Origin of the sequence: Novosphingobium album (ex Hu et al. 2023) (assembly GCF_022832385.1) — a bacterium.
Taxonomy (GTDB): domain Bacteria; phylum Pseudomonadota; class Alphaproteobacteria; order Sphingomonadales; family Sphingomonadaceae; genus Novosphingobium; species Novosphingobium album.
The window spans coordinates 36760-48884 of record NZ_JALHLE010000012.1; the positions used below are offsets into that span (position 1 = coordinate 36760).

Sequence of the window (12125 nt, forward strand, 5' to 3'; positions counted from 1 at the left end):
TGAACGGGTGTATTGCATAACCGCAAAACCCGCTCGCCCTGAGCCTGTCGAAGGGCCTTGCGCCGCACGATGACCCTGCGCCCCTTCCACCTGGCCTTCCCCGTCCACGACCTCGCCGCCGCGCGTGCGTTCTGGGGCGGACTGATGGGCTGCGCGGAAGGGCGCAGCAGCGACCACTGGGTGGATTTCGACTTCTTCGGACACCAGATCGTCGCGCATCTGGTGCCGGACATGACCGGCGCTGATGCTGCCACCAATCCGGTCGACGGCCACGGCGTTCCGGTGCCGCATTTCGGCATTGTGCTGGACATGGCGGACTGGCAGGCGCTGGCCGAGCGGCTAAAGGCCGCCGGGATCGAATTCGGGATCGAACCTTATATCCGCTTCAAGGGCCAGCCGGGCGAGCAGGCCACGATGTTCTTTCGCGATCCCTCGGGCAATGCCATCGAGATGAAGGCGTTTGCCGATTTGGGTCAGTTGTTCGCGCGCGATTGAACCGGCACGCGACCGGAGGGCCCCTCCCCGCTCGTCCTGAGCTTGTCGAAGGACACTGGCGCAGCGCCGGAACCGGCACCCTTCGACAAGCTCAGGGTGAGCGGCGCTTTAGGGCGCACGCAATTGCCCGGTGCCGACCCGCCCTGTCACTTCACCACGTCCGCCTCGTGCCAGACGACGGCCTGCGCGGCTTTCATGCAGTTCTCGGCGGTGTCCCAGCTGATCGTGGGCGAGCCGTAAAGCCGCCAACCTTGCGCCAGCGCCTCCGAAACGCGCTCGCAAAAGGCGCGGTCATCCTGGCCGGTGAGCAAGCGGTAGATCGGCCGGTCTTCGGGTGTCTTGTACATCGCAAATCCTCTCTGACCGCCTTGAGCCGGATTATGCGCCGCTTTGCAAGCGCATCAGAATAGCGAGCGCCCTTGGCGCGTCCCCCTCTGGCACGAACACATGATCATGGTGATAAGCGGCGACCATGTTGCACGGAATGCCCACCTCGGCGAGCGCGCCCGAGACCGCGGCTGTCAGGCCCGTTCCGTCGAGCGCCGAGTGCACTTCCAGCACGATCCGCGCCATCGGCAGCGAGAGGTCGTGAGCTGCCTCCCGCGCAGCATCCAGCGGGAGGATCTGGCTCAGCCCCTCGTCCTCGTGGAAGGTCGCAAGCGCGTCCTGATGCCATGGGCCGCCGGTGCAGAAGACCCAGGGCTGCGGATCGAGGCGGGGGTTCATCCCCGCGATCATCGCCCCGCGTCCCTTGACCGGCGTGCCCATCGCGAAATCAGAGAATGTACTTCGACAGGTCAGCGTTGCCCGCAAGGCCAGCCAGCTTCTCGCGGACATAGGCCTCGTCGACCGTGACGGTCTCGCCCGTGCGGTCCTCGGCTTCGAAGCTCAATTCCTCGAGCAGCTTTTCCATGACCGTCTGCAAGCGGCGGGCACCGATGTTCTCGACCGTCTCGTTTACCTGCGCGGCGATCTTGGCCACTTCGCCGATGGCGCCGGGCGTAACGTCGATGGTCACGTTCTCGGTGCCCAGCAGCGCGCGGTACTGTTCGACGAGGTTCGCGCGCGTTTCGCTGAGGATGCGCACGAAATCCGCCTCGGTGAGCGCACTCAGTTCCACGCGGATCGGCAGGCGGCCCTGCAGTTCGGGCAGCATGTCAGAGGGCTTGGCGACGTGGAACGCGCCCGAGGCGATGAACAGCACGTGGTCGGTCTTCATCGGGCCGTACTTGGTGGCGACCGTGGTGCCCTCGATCAGCGGCAGCAGGTCGCGCTGCACGCCCTCGCGACTGACCGAACCGCCGCGCACATCCGAAACGGCGATCTTGTCGATCTCGTCGAGGAAGACGATGCCGTTGATCTCGGCATTGGCCAGCGCGGCGCGGGCGACGTCGTCCTGGTCCATGCGCTTTTCGGATTCCTCCTCGACCAGCTTGTCCCAGGCATCGGGCACCCGCATCTTGCGGCGCATGAGCTTCTGGTTGCCGAACGCCTTGCCCATGATGTCTGACAGGTTGATCATGCCGACCGAGCCGCCCATGCCGGGGATTTCCATCGGCGCGCTGGGTGCGTCCTCCACCTCGATCTCGACCTCGGTGTCGTTCATCGCGTTTTCGGTGATGCGCTGGTGGAAGGCGGCGCGGGTCGCCTCGGAGGCGCCCTCGCCAACGAGCGCATTCAGCAGGCGGTCCATCGCGGCCTTGCTGGCGGCTTCGCGCACGGACTCGCGGCGGCGGTCCTTTTCCAGCCGGATCGCTTCCTCGACGAGATCGCGGGCGATCTGCTCGACATCGCGGCCGACATAGCCGACTTCGGTGAACTTGGTGGCTTCCACCTTCACGAAAGGCGCATCGGCCAGCTTGGCGAGACGGCGGCTGATCTCGGTCTTGCCGCAGCCCGTGGGGCCGATCATCAGGATGTTCTTGGGCGTCACTTCGTCGCGCAGCTCGAGCGGCAGGCGCTGACGGCGCCAACGGTTACGCAGCGCGACGGCGACGGCCTTCTTGGCCTCGCTCTGGCCGACGATGTGCTCGTCGAGCGCGCGGACAATGGCTTTGGGGGTGAGGCTGTCTGTCATGGTGTCCTGCGGATAATCAGATGGTCTCGACCGTCACGCGGTCGTTGGTGAAGACGCAGATGTCGGCGGCAACCTGCATGGCCTTTCGCGCCATCTGCTCGGCGTCTTCCTCGTAGGCATCGAGTGCGCGGGCGGCAGCAAGCGCATAGTTCCCGCCCGAACCGATCGCGGCGATCCCGCCTTCAGGCTCGAGCACATCGCCATTGCCGGTGAGCACCAGCAACGTCTCCTCATCGGCCACGATCATCAAGGCTTCGAGATTGCGCAGGTACTTGTCGGTGCGCCAGTCCTTGGCGAGTTCGACCGCTGCACGCATCAGCTGGCCGCGATACTGCTCCAGCTTGCGCTCCAGCCGCTCGAACAGGGTGAAGGCATCGGCGGTGGCACCGGCGAACCCGGCGATCACCTTGCCGCCCTCACCGATGCGGCGCACCTTGCGCGCATTCGGCTTCATCACCGTGTTGCCCATGGAAACCTGCCCGTCACCGGCGATGACGGTCTTGCCGCCCTTCTTCACGCCGATGATGGTCGTACCGTGCCACTGGATCAGGCCGTGGCTCGCCCCGTCATTTTGCATGGGCCGCATATATGCCGCGCCGGGCCATGTTCAAGCCACGGCGGCGCCAGCAAATCAGCTGCCGTTCGGTCCCGGCCCGCTCGGAGCGGCGCTGCCGGTGCCGCCAGCCCCCACCGCGCCGATATTGCCGAACAGGTCTTCCAGCAGCGAGCGGTGGCGGCCCAGCGTCGGCGTCTTGTCGCCTTCGGGGCTGATCCGCGCGACCTGCTCCATGCCGCGCTTGTCGACGGCCACGACATTGCCTGCCGCGTCAAAGCGCACGCGCAGGATCGTCTCGTCCGACGTGCGCGGACGGCCGAACGGTGGCGTCCTCACCGTCTGCGAGACGTAGTAATAGTCCTTCTGTCCAAACTGGCTGATGAAGGTCGGTCGGCCGAGCGTCTTTTCCACCGAAAGACGATTGTCGATGCCCGGCTGGACCGAATCGAGCAGGGTCTGGTCGATCAGGTAGCCACGGTGATCGCGGATCGACGCGCAGCCGGCCGTCAGCGCCGAAAGCGCCAGAACCAAGCCTGCCGTCCTGATCTTGAGACCAACCTTGCGCATTCTCGTACTCCAAACCCGGCGGATACCGACACTGCCCCGTCGAAACATCGATGCAGGCATTGCAGCGGGTATCCTAGCCCTATATCGCCCATGGCCTTAAGGCCCCGAAAGCGCCCGCGCAATGGGCGTTGGCCCGGATCGATTGAATTGCCGCTGAACGAAAGGCTTCTATTCCCGTGTCCCTCATCTCACGCATTCTCGGCAAGCGGCCGGATTCCCGCGAAGCGGTACGCCCGCTGTGGCACCGCGTGGTCGAAATCGCGCGCGAGAAACCCTGGTACGCCGAATGTGGCGTGGCCGATTCCGTTGCGGGCCGCTTCGATGCGATCACTCTGGTGCTGGCGCTGGTCATGCTCCGGATGGAACGCGACAAGGCTGAAGACGACACGCTGATTGGGCCGTCGGTGCGGCTGACCGAACTCTTCGTGGAGGACATGGACGGCCAGTTGCGCCAGTCGGGGGTGGGCGATCTCGTCGTCGGCAAGCACATGGGCAAGCTGATGAGCGTTGTCGGCGGCCGCATCGGCGCGCTGAAGGAGGCGCTGCCGCAGGATGATACAGCCCTGACTGCCGCACTCCAGCGCAACGTCACGCTGATCGAAGGCGCCGACACGGCCCGCCTTGCGGCTGAAGTGCGCCGCCTTCACGCACAGATCGGCGCCCTGTCGAACGAGGATCTGCTGGCGGCGAGGATCGCACGGTGAGCACCCCTGAATTATCGCGCGTGTTCGACGTGCGACAGGTCGAGGGCAAAGCCGCCCGTATCGAAGCAAACGAGGCCGAACGCCAGGCGCTCGCAGAGCGCTTTACGCTGGTTCGGGTGGACAGCCTTGTTGCCGATCTGGAACTGCATCGGAACGACCGCACCGTGGAGGCGCACGGGCGGCTGAAGGCTGAATTCGTGCAGTCCTGCGCCGTGTCGGGGGAGGACCTGCCCGTCTCCGCCGACGAGCCGCTCTACTTCCGTTTCGTGCCGGAAATGACCGGATACCAGCCCGATGAGGAAATCGAACTCACCGCCGACGATTGCGACGAGGTCGAATATTCCGGCTCCCACTTCGATCTGGGCGAGGCTGTCGCGCAAAGTCTGGGGCTGGTCATCGATCCCTATCTCACCGGCCCGCAGGCCGATGCCGCACGCAAGGCCGCCGGGATCGGCACGCCCGAGGATCAGGGCCCCTTCGCGGCGCTCAAGGGATTGAAGCTGGGGAAGGACTAGGCCTTCCCCGGATATTCCGGCTCAGAACGGGATATCGTCGTCCAGATCGTCGCCGAAGCCGCCGCTGCCGCCCGAGGAACCGCCGGTGCGCCCCCAGTCATCGCCACCGCCGGACGAACCGCCCGAACGGCCCCAGTCGCCACCGCCACCCGAACGGCCGCCGCCACTGCTGCCACCGAAGCCGCCACCCGAGGAACCGCCCTCATTCCAGCCACCGCCACCGCGCTGGCCGCCACCGCCGCCCGGCGCACCGTCGAGCATGGTCAGCACGCCGCCCATGCCGCCCACCGAAATCTCTGTGGTGTAGCGGTCATTGCCGCTCTGGTCCTGCCACTTGCGGGTGCGGAGCTGGCCTTCGATGTAGACCTTCGAGCCCTTGCGCAGGAAGCGTTCGGCAACCCCGACGAGGCCATCCGACTGGAGCACCACGCTGTGCCATTCGGTGCGTTCCTTGCGCTCGCCGGTGGCGCGGTCCTTCCAGCTTTCCGAAGTGGCAATGCGCAGGTTGGCGATGCGTCCGCCGTTCTGGAACGACTTCACCTCGGGATCGGCCCCGAGGTTGCCGATGAGAATGACCTTGTTGACGCTGCCTGCCATGATGGAATCGCTTTCCTCTCGAATTCAGGCAGAGGGGTTAGCGAACGACAGGGCTTCCTGCCAACCATCGACAGGACTGTTTTCCCCGCTTCCCAAAGCGGGAGAGGGTCATCTGCCGATGATGCGGTCAAAAAGGCTTCTGCCCCGTCGGGAAGGCGGCGTCTGCCCCGTGACGCGAAACAGGTAGTTCGCTAGCTGCACGGCCTGATTCTTGTCCATCAGCACCAGCTGCGTGTGCACATCATCAGGTGTGTGCGGCGGCGGCTTCTGCACTGTCTCGAGCTTGAGCGCCAACCGGGGGCCAAGGTCCTGCGACGTCCAACCCACAAGTGCACCGGAACCCCTCTCCATAGGCTGCCACCCCGCGATAGTTCCCCAACAGGGCTATACGGCTCGGGGACAGATTACAATTTTGTTATTCAGCCTGTCCTGAAGTGGGCCGGGCCATGTGCCCGAAGCATGGGTCCTTCGGGCAGAAGCACACGGTGCCTCGCGGCCTCGCTTCCAGACGGCAGGCGCGCCTGTCCTGCACAGCCGTCAAAGCCCGGCAGCTACCGCGATCCAGTACGTCGCGCCCGCCGCCACATAAGCAAGGCCAAACAGGTAGGCGAGCATGAACGCCGGCCATTTCCAGCCGTTGGTCTCGCGCCGGGTCACGGCGATGGTCGACATGCACTGCGGCGCGAAGACGAACCACGCGAGGAACGCCAGCGCCATCGGCAGGGTCCAGCGGCTCTTGAGCTGATCGCCGAGTTCGGCGGCCTGCTGGTCCTCGTTGTCACCCGCATCGACGGCATAGGTCGTCGCCAGCGAGGAAACCGCCACCTCGCGCGCGGCCATCGCGGGGATCAGCGCCAGCGCCATGTCGCGGTTGAAGCCGATCGGTTCGACCACCACGGCAAGGCCATTGGCGAGCCTGCCTGCGATCGAGACATCGACCTGGCTCTCGCCGGGCTTCGCCTGCGGGAAATTGAGCAGGATCCACAGCACCACGGTGACGGTGAAGATGATCGTGCCCGCGCGGCGCAGGAAGATCCACGCGCGCTGCCACAGGCCAATTGCCATGTCCTTGAGGCGCGGCAACTGGTACTTGGGCAGTTCCATGATGAAGCCCGAAGCCTCGCCCTTCGTCACCGAACGGCGCAGCACCAGCGCAACCAGCATCGCCCCCAGCACGCCCGCAACATAGAGCGCGAGGAGCACCAGCCCCTGCAGCCCAACGCCGCCACCGACGTTGGTATTGGGAATGAAGGCGGCGATGATCACCGCATAGACCGGCAGGCGCGCCGAGCAGGTCATCATCGGCGCGATCAGGATCGTCGTCAGCCGGTCCTTGGGATCGGTGATCGAGCGCGTCGCCATGATGCCGGGAATGGCGCAGGCAAAGCTGGAGAGCAGCGGAATGAAACTGCGCCCGGACAGGCCGACATGCGCCATCATCCGGTCCATCAGGAACGCGGCCCGGGCCATGTAGCCCGAAGCTTCCATCGCCAGGATGAAGGCAAACAGGATCACGATCTGCGGCAGGAACACGACGACCGAGCCGACGCCGGATATCACGCCCTCGGTAATCAGGTCGCGCAGCAGACCGTCCGGCATCAATGCACGCACCGTATCGTGCAGCCAGCTCACACCCGCGTCGAGTGCGTCAGCGAACGGCGTCGCCCACGCGAAAACCGCCTGGAACACCACGAACAGCAGTGCCAGCAGGATCACCGGCCCCAGCCAGGGGTTGAGCAGCATTCGGTCAAGCCGGGCGTGCAGGCGGTGGCGCTTCGATTCGGACAGGATCGCTGCATCCGCCATGGCGTGGGCGGCAACGCGCCGTTCGGTCTGCGTGAGATTGGTCAGGCCCGGCCCGGGATGGCGCGCCTCGGCCGAAGCGATTGCCTCGCCCAGTTCGGTCAGTCCGCGCCGCCGCACGGCGACGGTCGGGACCACCCGAACGCCCAGCTCTTCCTGCAGGACGGCGGGATCGAGCACCAGCCCATCACGCTCGGCCAGATCGACCATGTTGAGCGCGACGACCGCGGGCTTGCCCAGCGCCAGCACTTCCTGCGCGAAAACGAGATGCTGTTCGAGGTTGGAGGCATCGAGCACCACTATCAGCACATCTGGCGCGGCTTCGCCCGGGAAGTGGCCGCTGATGACCTTGGACGTGACTTCCTCGTCCGGACTGGTGGGATCGAGACCGTAGGCGCCCGGCAAGTCGGTCATCTCGACCGGCTCGCCAGTGGGCAGAATGAGCCGGCCGGACTTGCGCTCGACCGTGACGCCAGGATAGTTCGCGATCTTCTGGCGCGCGCCGGTCAGCGCGTTGAACAGCGCGCTCTTGCCCGCATTGGGGTTCCCAACCAGGGCAACTTTACGAGGACGGCTCAAATGCTGGCCCTCTCGAGAAGCTCCACATTCATAGCCACCGCATGGGCCCGGCGCACAGCGACCGTCATGCGCCCCACCGTGATCGCGATCGGGTCACGACCGCCCAGAATGCCGCGATGAGCGACAGCGACACGCGCCCCTTCCTCAAGCCCGAGCGCACGCAGGCGGCGTGCTTCCTCCGGCACCAGCGCCGGCCAGTTCACCGCCACGATTCGGGCCGTCTCACCGATGGGAAGCAAGTCGAGTGTCATGAATGCCGGGCTGCCAGAAATTGCGACCAATTGCAACTGGTTCGCAATAACTTCGGGGACCTGTCATTGTCCCGGATCAATTTGCGCGATCGCCGTGACGAAACCCGGAGTTTCAGGCCTTACCGGAAACGGGCCTCAATGCGCCGGGTAACGCATCCGTCCCAGCAGCCGCGTCACGCTGAAGCGCTCCTCCGGCTTGCGCAGAAACTGCCCTTTCGCCTTCTCGAAACGCATGATGCCTTCGATCCGGCGATCAAGGAAGGCGCGGGTCTCGGCCTTGTCCTCACTGGTGTCACGGGCAAAGACCTGCAACGTGGCGGCATAGATCCCTGCAAGGATCGCGCGCTTGGTGTAGTGGTTGTAGTCCGTCGCGGTATCGCCCGCGAGCCGCCACATCCTGTCCGCGCTGCGCCAGCCCAGCTTCGCGGCCGTTGCCACATTGCGCGGCATGGCCATGATCGCCAGCGCGCGCGTCAGCGCCTCCTCACGCCCGGTCGCCGCGTCGAGCCGGGCCATCACCAGACGCCGAATGCGTTCGCGAATCGGCAGGTTCGACAGCGTCGCGGCCGGAACCGTTTCCACCATGCGCGCATCGACATGACCGATCCACGCCTCGATCATGGCCATCTGCCCGTCCCGAAAGGCGAATGCGGCAAGGTCCGGGTCGATACCAGCCATGTCGGCAGCATGCTCGATGGCCTGCATGGTCCATCCGTCGAAAGCGGCGGCATCGGCAATCGCCGGAGCCAGTTGTGCCCGCAGGGCATCAAGCGTCGTGGGGTCTTCCATGATCCGTCAGCCTTCAGAAAACCGGGCCGTAGACCGGCTTTGAGGATTTCGACGCGCCCTTCTTGGCGTAAGTCTCGATCGTAGCGGTGAGACTGTTCCCCTCACCTTCCAGCTTCGCATAATCGCGCGCGCTGCGGCCGGAGTTGTCGGCTGCATCCGGGTCCGCCCCCGCCTGCAGCAGCGCCTGCATCAACTGCTTGTCCTTGCGGTGGACTGCGGAAATCAGCGGCGTCTCGCCGGCATCGTTGGACACGTCGGTGCGCGCGCCATGCTCGACGAGGAACTCCGCACCTTCGCGCCAGCCAAGGTTGACCGCCAGTTGCAGCGGCGTGAGCCCATGATCATCGCCCTGGTTCACATTGGCGCCCTTTCCAGCGAGATAGCTCAGCCAGGTCAGGTCACGCCGCTGGGTCACGATGTGCAGCGCCGTCTCGCCGGTGGAGACATCGCGCGCGTTGACGAGCGACCCCGAGTCCATGAGCGCCTGCTCGACCTTGTCGCCCTCTTTCTTCTTCACTGCTTCGAGGAACTTGTATCCATCCGAAAAGTCCGCCCATGCGGGAGCGGGCATCATCAGGCCCATGGCCAATACGGGAACGGCGGCTCTCAGGACCGCCCGGGAAAGGGACATCCTGCTTGCGGTCTTACGCTTCGACACGTTGAAATTCCTCCGGACTCTTCTCAATCGCAGGACACGCCCGCCAACCGCGCCTTGCATAGGCGCGTTTAGCAGAGCATGAACCGGCACGCCATGACCTACCGAAAATCCCGGTTCGCCCGAATCCCCTTTGCCCTGGCCGCTTGTCTGGCCCTGTCCATGCCCCTCGCTGCCTGCCAGCAGCAGCAGACCGAGCAGCCGCCGCTCGAAGGCGCGGCGATCGGCGGCCCGTTCACGCTGGTCAACAAGAACGGCAAGACCGTCACCTGGGCCCAGTTCAAGGGCGAATGGCGGATCGTCTATTTCGGCTACACCTTTTGCCCCGATGCCTGCCCGCTGGACGTTCAGGCGATGATGCGCGGCTTCAATCTCTTCACCAAGGCGCATCCCGATCTGGCAGCCAAGGTGCAGCCGATCTTCATTTCGATCGACCCGGCGCGCGACACGCCCGAGGTCGTCGGCGAATGGACCGGCGCCTTCGGCCCGCGCCTGATGGGCCTGACCGGCACGCCCAAGCAGGTAAACAAGGCCGCCGATGCCTTCGCCGTCTATCACAAGCGCGGCGCGGATACCGCCGGCGGCTACCTGATGGACCACAGCCGCATCAGCTACCTGATGGACCCCGACGGCAAGCCGATCGCCATGCTGCCCACCGACAAGGGCCCCGACGCCGTCGCCGCCGAACTGGCGAAATGGGTGCAGTGAGCCACGACAAACCCTTTTGGGAACGGCCGCTCGCCTCGCTCAGTCGCGAGGAGTGGGAAGCGCTGTGCGATGGCTGCGGCCAGTGCTGCCTGCACAAGGTGGAAGACGCCGACACCGGCGAGATCTACCACACCAATGTCGCCTGCAAGCTGCTCGACCTCACGACCGCGCGTTGCAGCGACTACACCCATCGCCGCCGCTTTGTGCCCGACTGTATCCGGCTGACCCCGGAAACCGCGGGTGAACTGGCCTGGCTTCCGCACAGCTGCGCCTACCGCCTGCGCGCGGACGGCGAACCTTTGCCCGAGTGGCACTATCTTGTCTGCGGAGACCGCGAGGCAGTGCACCGCGCGGGCATGTCGGTGGCGGGCAAGGTCATCAGCGAGACGGTTGCCGGTCCGCTCGAACACCACATCGTCTGGCCTTACGGCGAAGATGATGACGATGAATACGAGGACGACGGCGCCGCGCCATGGGACGTGAGCTGAGCGCCGTGCTCGACTGGCTGCGCCGCGATCCGCACGCCGATCCCACAGTGGAAGTCGCGGGCCGCGCCTTGCCGGTGGTGATCCGGCGGCTGGAACGCGCGCGGCGCATGACCATGCGGCTCGCGCCCGATGGCAGCGAAGTGCGCATCTCGATCCCTCGCTGGACGCGCACCGCCGAAGCGATTGCCTTCGCGCAATCGCGCCGCGACTGGCTCGCGCGGCAGCTCACCGCCCTGCCCCCGGCCGTCGTGCTTGCCCATGGTACAGAGCTGCAGTTCCGCGGCCGCTCCCTGCAACTGGTCCACGATCCCAAGGCGCCACGACGCCCGGTGGTGACGGATACAGCGCTCCATCTGGGCGGCCCCGAAGCATCGCTGGAAACGCGCCTGCTGCGCTGGATGCGCACCGAGGCGCTCGACGTACTAACCGTGGACCTTGCTGAATATTGTGAACGCGCAGGCGAGCCCGCCCGCCGCGTGGCCCTGTCAAACGCGCGGCGGCGCTGGGGGTCTTGCGCACCTGACGGCTCGATCCGGATCAACTGGCGACTGATCATGGCGCCCGACATGGTGCGCCGCTCGGTCGTCGCGCATGAAGTCGCCCATCTCGTCCATTTCGACCACTCCCCGGCGTTCCATCACTGCCTGAAGGAACTGTTCGAAGGCTCGGTCCATGAGGCCAACCGCTGGCTCAAGGCCCATGGTCGTTCGCTCTACGCGCCATTCGGGTAGCGTTCCGCCCGATTAGCGCCTAGATAGCGCCGATGGTTTTCATGAAGCGCTCGGGATACTGGAAAGACGTCAGCCCTACCGGGATGATCGCGGACTTCCGGCTGGTCTGGAATCAGGCCGGGCACAACCGCTGGCGCATCGCCGCGCTGGCTGCTGCCTGCACTTTCGCGGTGTTCTACCTCATGGTGCAGCAAGGCGGCGAGGCGCCGCATCCGCCGCCCAAGGTGATCTACATCTCCACCCTGCCCGCGCACCGCAGCGACGAGGAGATCATGGCCGAGAACCTCGCGAACCAGAAGCGCAAGGAAGCCTGGCAGGCCGAACAGGCCAAACGCGACGAGGAAGTACGTGACCTCTACCGCACCATTGGCCGCGCCTCGGGCATGGACGTCGACAAGATCGAGCGCGACGCCGCCGCCGAAAAGGCTGCCGCGGACAAGGCAGCGGATGAAAAGGCCAAGGCGGAAATCGCCGCCGGACGGGCCGCCGCCGAAACGAAAGCCAAGCAGCAGCAGGAACAACAGCAGCAGTGAGTGAGGACGCGCGCTGGCTCGCGGCGGCCGCTGCTCTGGCCGCGCGCGCCCGGCCGCTCAGCCGCCCCAATCCGGGC

18 protein-coding genes are annotated in these 12125 nt (G+C 65.6%); 7 read left to right on the forward strand and 11 right to left on the reverse strand.

What is annotated here, in order from left to right; genetic code table 11:
- Positions 1-69 precede the first annotated feature (69 nt).
- Positions 70-495, forward strand: coding sequence for a VOC family protein (locus MTR64_RS09985; protein WP_243993354.1), 426 nt, complete (start codon positions 70-72; stop codon positions 493-495).
- Positions 496-641: 146 nt separating this feature from the next.
- Here MTR64_RS09985 and MTR64_RS09990 read toward each other — a convergent pair whose 3' ends face one another.
- Genes MTR64_RS09990 through MTR64_RS10010 form a run of 5 tightly spaced genes read right to left on the reverse strand, consistent with a single transcriptional unit; the run spans position 642 to position 3695 of the window.
- Entirely contained in the window at positions 642-842 is a 201-nt protein-coding gene (locus MTR64_RS09990; RefSeq protein WP_243993356.1) for a DUF1737 domain-containing protein, read from the reverse strand.
- Between the two features lie 31 nt (positions 843-873).
- Positions 874-1221 carry an ACT domain-containing protein gene (locus MTR64_RS09995; protein ID WP_243993358.1) on the reverse strand — a complete coding sequence of 116 codons (348 nt, stop codon included), beginning with the start codon at positions 1219-1221 and terminating at the stop codon, positions 874-876.
- A gap of 49 nt (positions 1222-1270) precedes the next feature.
- Positions 1271-2572, reverse strand: coding sequence for an ATP-dependent protease ATPase subunit HslU (gene hslU, locus MTR64_RS10000; RefSeq protein ID WP_243993361.1), 1302 nt, complete (start codon positions 2570-2572; stop codon positions 1271-1273).
- Between the two features lie 16 nt (positions 2573-2588).
- Positions 2589-3149: an ATP-dependent protease subunit HslV gene (hslV, locus tag MTR64_RS10005; RefSeq protein WP_327194265.1), complete on the reverse strand. Its 561-nt coding sequence runs from the start codon at positions 3147-3149 to the stop codon at positions 2589-2591.
- 54 nt (positions 3150-3203) lie between these two features.
- Positions 3204-3695, reverse strand: a complete 492-nt coding sequence (locus MTR64_RS10010) for an outer membrane protein assembly factor BamE (RefSeq protein WP_243993363.1) — start codon at positions 3693-3695, stop codon at positions 3204-3206.
- Positions 3696-3871: 176 nt separating this feature from the next.
- On the opposite strand from MTR64_RS10010, the gene MTR64_RS10015 reads away from it, so the two are divergent.
- Positions 3872-4399, forward strand: a complete 528-nt coding sequence (locus tag MTR64_RS10015; protein WP_243993365.1) for a ubiquinol-cytochrome C chaperone family protein — start codon at positions 3872-3874, stop codon at positions 4397-4399.
- Positions 4396-4914: a YceD family protein gene (locus MTR64_RS10020; protein ID WP_243993367.1), complete on the forward strand. Its 519-nt coding sequence runs from the start codon at positions 4396-4398 to the stop codon at positions 4912-4914. Before MTR64_RS10015 ends, MTR64_RS10020 begins: the two co-directional genes overlap by 4 nt.
- 21 nt (positions 4915-4935) lie before the next feature.
- On the opposite strand, the gene ssb is transcribed toward MTR64_RS10020, so the two are convergent.
- From ssb to MTR64_RS10050, 6 genes are all read right to left on the reverse strand, one after another.
- On the reverse strand, positions 4936-5511 hold the full coding sequence (gene ssb / locus MTR64_RS10025) for a single-stranded DNA-binding protein (protein WP_243993370.1): 576 nt from the start codon (positions 5509-5511) through the stop codon (positions 4936-4938).
- Between the two features lie 108 nt (positions 5512-5619).
- Positions 5620-5805 (reverse strand): hypothetical protein, encoded by a 186-nt coding sequence (locus MTR64_RS10030; protein ID WP_243993372.1) that lies wholly within the window; start codon positions 5803-5805, stop codon positions 5620-5622.
- A gap of 243 nt (positions 5806-6048) precedes the next feature.
- Positions 6049-7893, reverse strand: a complete 1845-nt coding sequence (gene feoB, locus MTR64_RS10035; protein ID WP_243993374.1) for a ferrous iron transporter B — start codon at positions 7891-7893, stop codon at positions 6049-6051.
- On the reverse strand, positions 7890-8144 hold the full coding sequence (locus MTR64_RS10040) for a FeoA family protein (protein WP_243993376.1): 255 nt from the start codon (positions 8142-8144) through the stop codon (positions 7890-7892). Before MTR64_RS10040 ends, feoB begins: the two co-directional genes overlap by 4 nt.
- A 135-nt stretch (positions 8145-8279) precedes the next feature.
- Positions 8280-8933, reverse strand: coding sequence for a COQ9 family protein (locus MTR64_RS10045; protein ID WP_243993378.1), 654 nt, complete (start codon positions 8931-8933; stop codon positions 8280-8282).
- 13 nt (positions 8934-8946) lie between these two features.
- Positions 8947-9564: an ankyrin repeat domain-containing protein gene (locus MTR64_RS10050; RefSeq protein ID WP_243993380.1), complete on the reverse strand. Its 618-nt coding sequence runs from the start codon at positions 9562-9564 to the stop codon at positions 8947-8949.
- A gap of 105 nt (positions 9565-9669) precedes the next feature.
- Here MTR64_RS10050 and MTR64_RS10055 point away from each other — a divergent pair, with 105 nt between their 5' ends.
- Genes MTR64_RS10055 through MTR64_RS10070 form a run of 4 tightly spaced genes read left to right on the forward strand, consistent with a single transcriptional unit; the run spans position 9670 to position 12048 of the window.
- Positions 9670-10296, forward strand: coding sequence for an SCO family protein (locus MTR64_RS10055; protein WP_243993382.1), 627 nt, complete (start codon positions 9670-9672; stop codon positions 10294-10296).
- A complete protein-coding gene (locus MTR64_RS10060; RefSeq protein ID WP_243993384.1) occupies positions 10284-10784 on the forward strand; it encodes a YcgN family cysteine cluster protein in 501 nt (166 codons plus the stop codon). The genes MTR64_RS10055 and MTR64_RS10060 overlap by 13 nt, the downstream gene beginning before the upstream one ends.
- Positions 10769-11515 (forward strand): M48 family metallopeptidase, encoded by a 747-nt coding sequence (locus MTR64_RS10065; RefSeq protein ID WP_243993386.1) that lies wholly within the window; start codon positions 10769-10771, stop codon positions 11513-11515. Before MTR64_RS10060 ends, MTR64_RS10065 begins: the two co-directional genes overlap by 16 nt.
- A gap of 41 nt (positions 11516-11556) precedes the next feature.
- The gene (locus tag MTR64_RS10070; protein ID WP_243993388.1) at positions 11557-12048 is read left to right on the forward strand and encodes a hypothetical protein; all 492 of its coding nucleotides are present in this window, start codon (positions 11557-11559) and stop codon (positions 12046-12048) included.
- The last annotated feature ends 77 nt before the right edge of the window (positions 12049-12125 follow it).

Excerpts from the sequence above, each read along its gene's own strand:
- MTR64_RS10040 (WP_243993376.1), bottom strand. The coding sequence starts at position 8,144 with ATGACACTCGACTTGCTTCCCATCGGTGAGACGGCCCGAATCGTGGCG.
- MTR64_RS09990 (WP_243993356.1), bottom strand. The coding sequence starts at position 842 with ATGTACAAGACACCCGAAGACCGGCCGATCTACCGCTTGCTCACCGGC.
- MTR64_RS10060 (WP_243993384.1), top strand. The coding sequence starts at position 10,284 with ATGGGTGCAGTGAGCCACGACAAACCCTTTTGGGAACGGCCGCTCGCC.
- hslU (WP_243993361.1), bottom strand. The coding sequence starts at position 2,572 with ATGACAGACAGCCTCACCCCCAAAGCCATTGTCCGCGCGCTCGACGAG.
- hslV (WP_327194265.1), bottom strand. The coding sequence starts at position 3,149 with ATGCAAAATGACGGGGCGAGCCACGGCCTGATCCAGTGGCACGGTACG.
- MTR64_RS09985 (WP_243993354.1), top strand. The coding sequence starts at position 70 with ATGACCCTGCGCCCCTTCCACCTGGCCTTCCCCGTCCACGACCTCGCC.
- MTR64_RS10065 (WP_243993386.1), top strand. The coding sequence starts at position 10,769 with ATGGGACGTGAGCTGAGCGCCGTGCTCGACTGGCTGCGCCGCGATCCG.
- MTR64_RS10055 (WP_243993382.1), top strand. The coding sequence starts at position 9,670 with ATGAACCGGCACGCCATGACCTACCGAAAATCCCGGTTCGCCCGAATC.
- MTR64_RS09995 (WP_243993358.1), bottom strand. The coding sequence starts at position 1,221 with ATGAACCCCCGCCTCGATCCGCAGCCCTGGGTCTTCTGCACCGGCGGC.
- MTR64_RS10070 (WP_243993388.1), top strand. The coding sequence starts at position 11,557 with ATGAAGCGCTCGGGATACTGGAAAGACGTCAGCCCTACCGGGATGATC.
- MTR64_RS10045 (WP_243993378.1), bottom strand. The coding sequence starts at position 8,933 with ATGGAAGACCCCACGACGCTTGATGCCCTGCGGGCACAACTGGCTCCG.
- MTR64_RS10050 (WP_243993380.1), bottom strand. The coding sequence starts at position 9,564 with ATGTCCCTTTCCCGGGCGGTCCTGAGAGCCGCCGTTCCCGTATTGGCC.
- ssb (WP_243993370.1), bottom strand. The coding sequence starts at position 5,511 with ATGGCAGGCAGCGTCAACAAGGTCATTCTCATCGGCAACCTCGGGGCC.
- MTR64_RS10010 (WP_243993363.1), bottom strand. The coding sequence starts at position 3,695 with ATGCGCAAGGTTGGTCTCAAGATCAGGACGGCAGGCTTGGTTCTGGCG.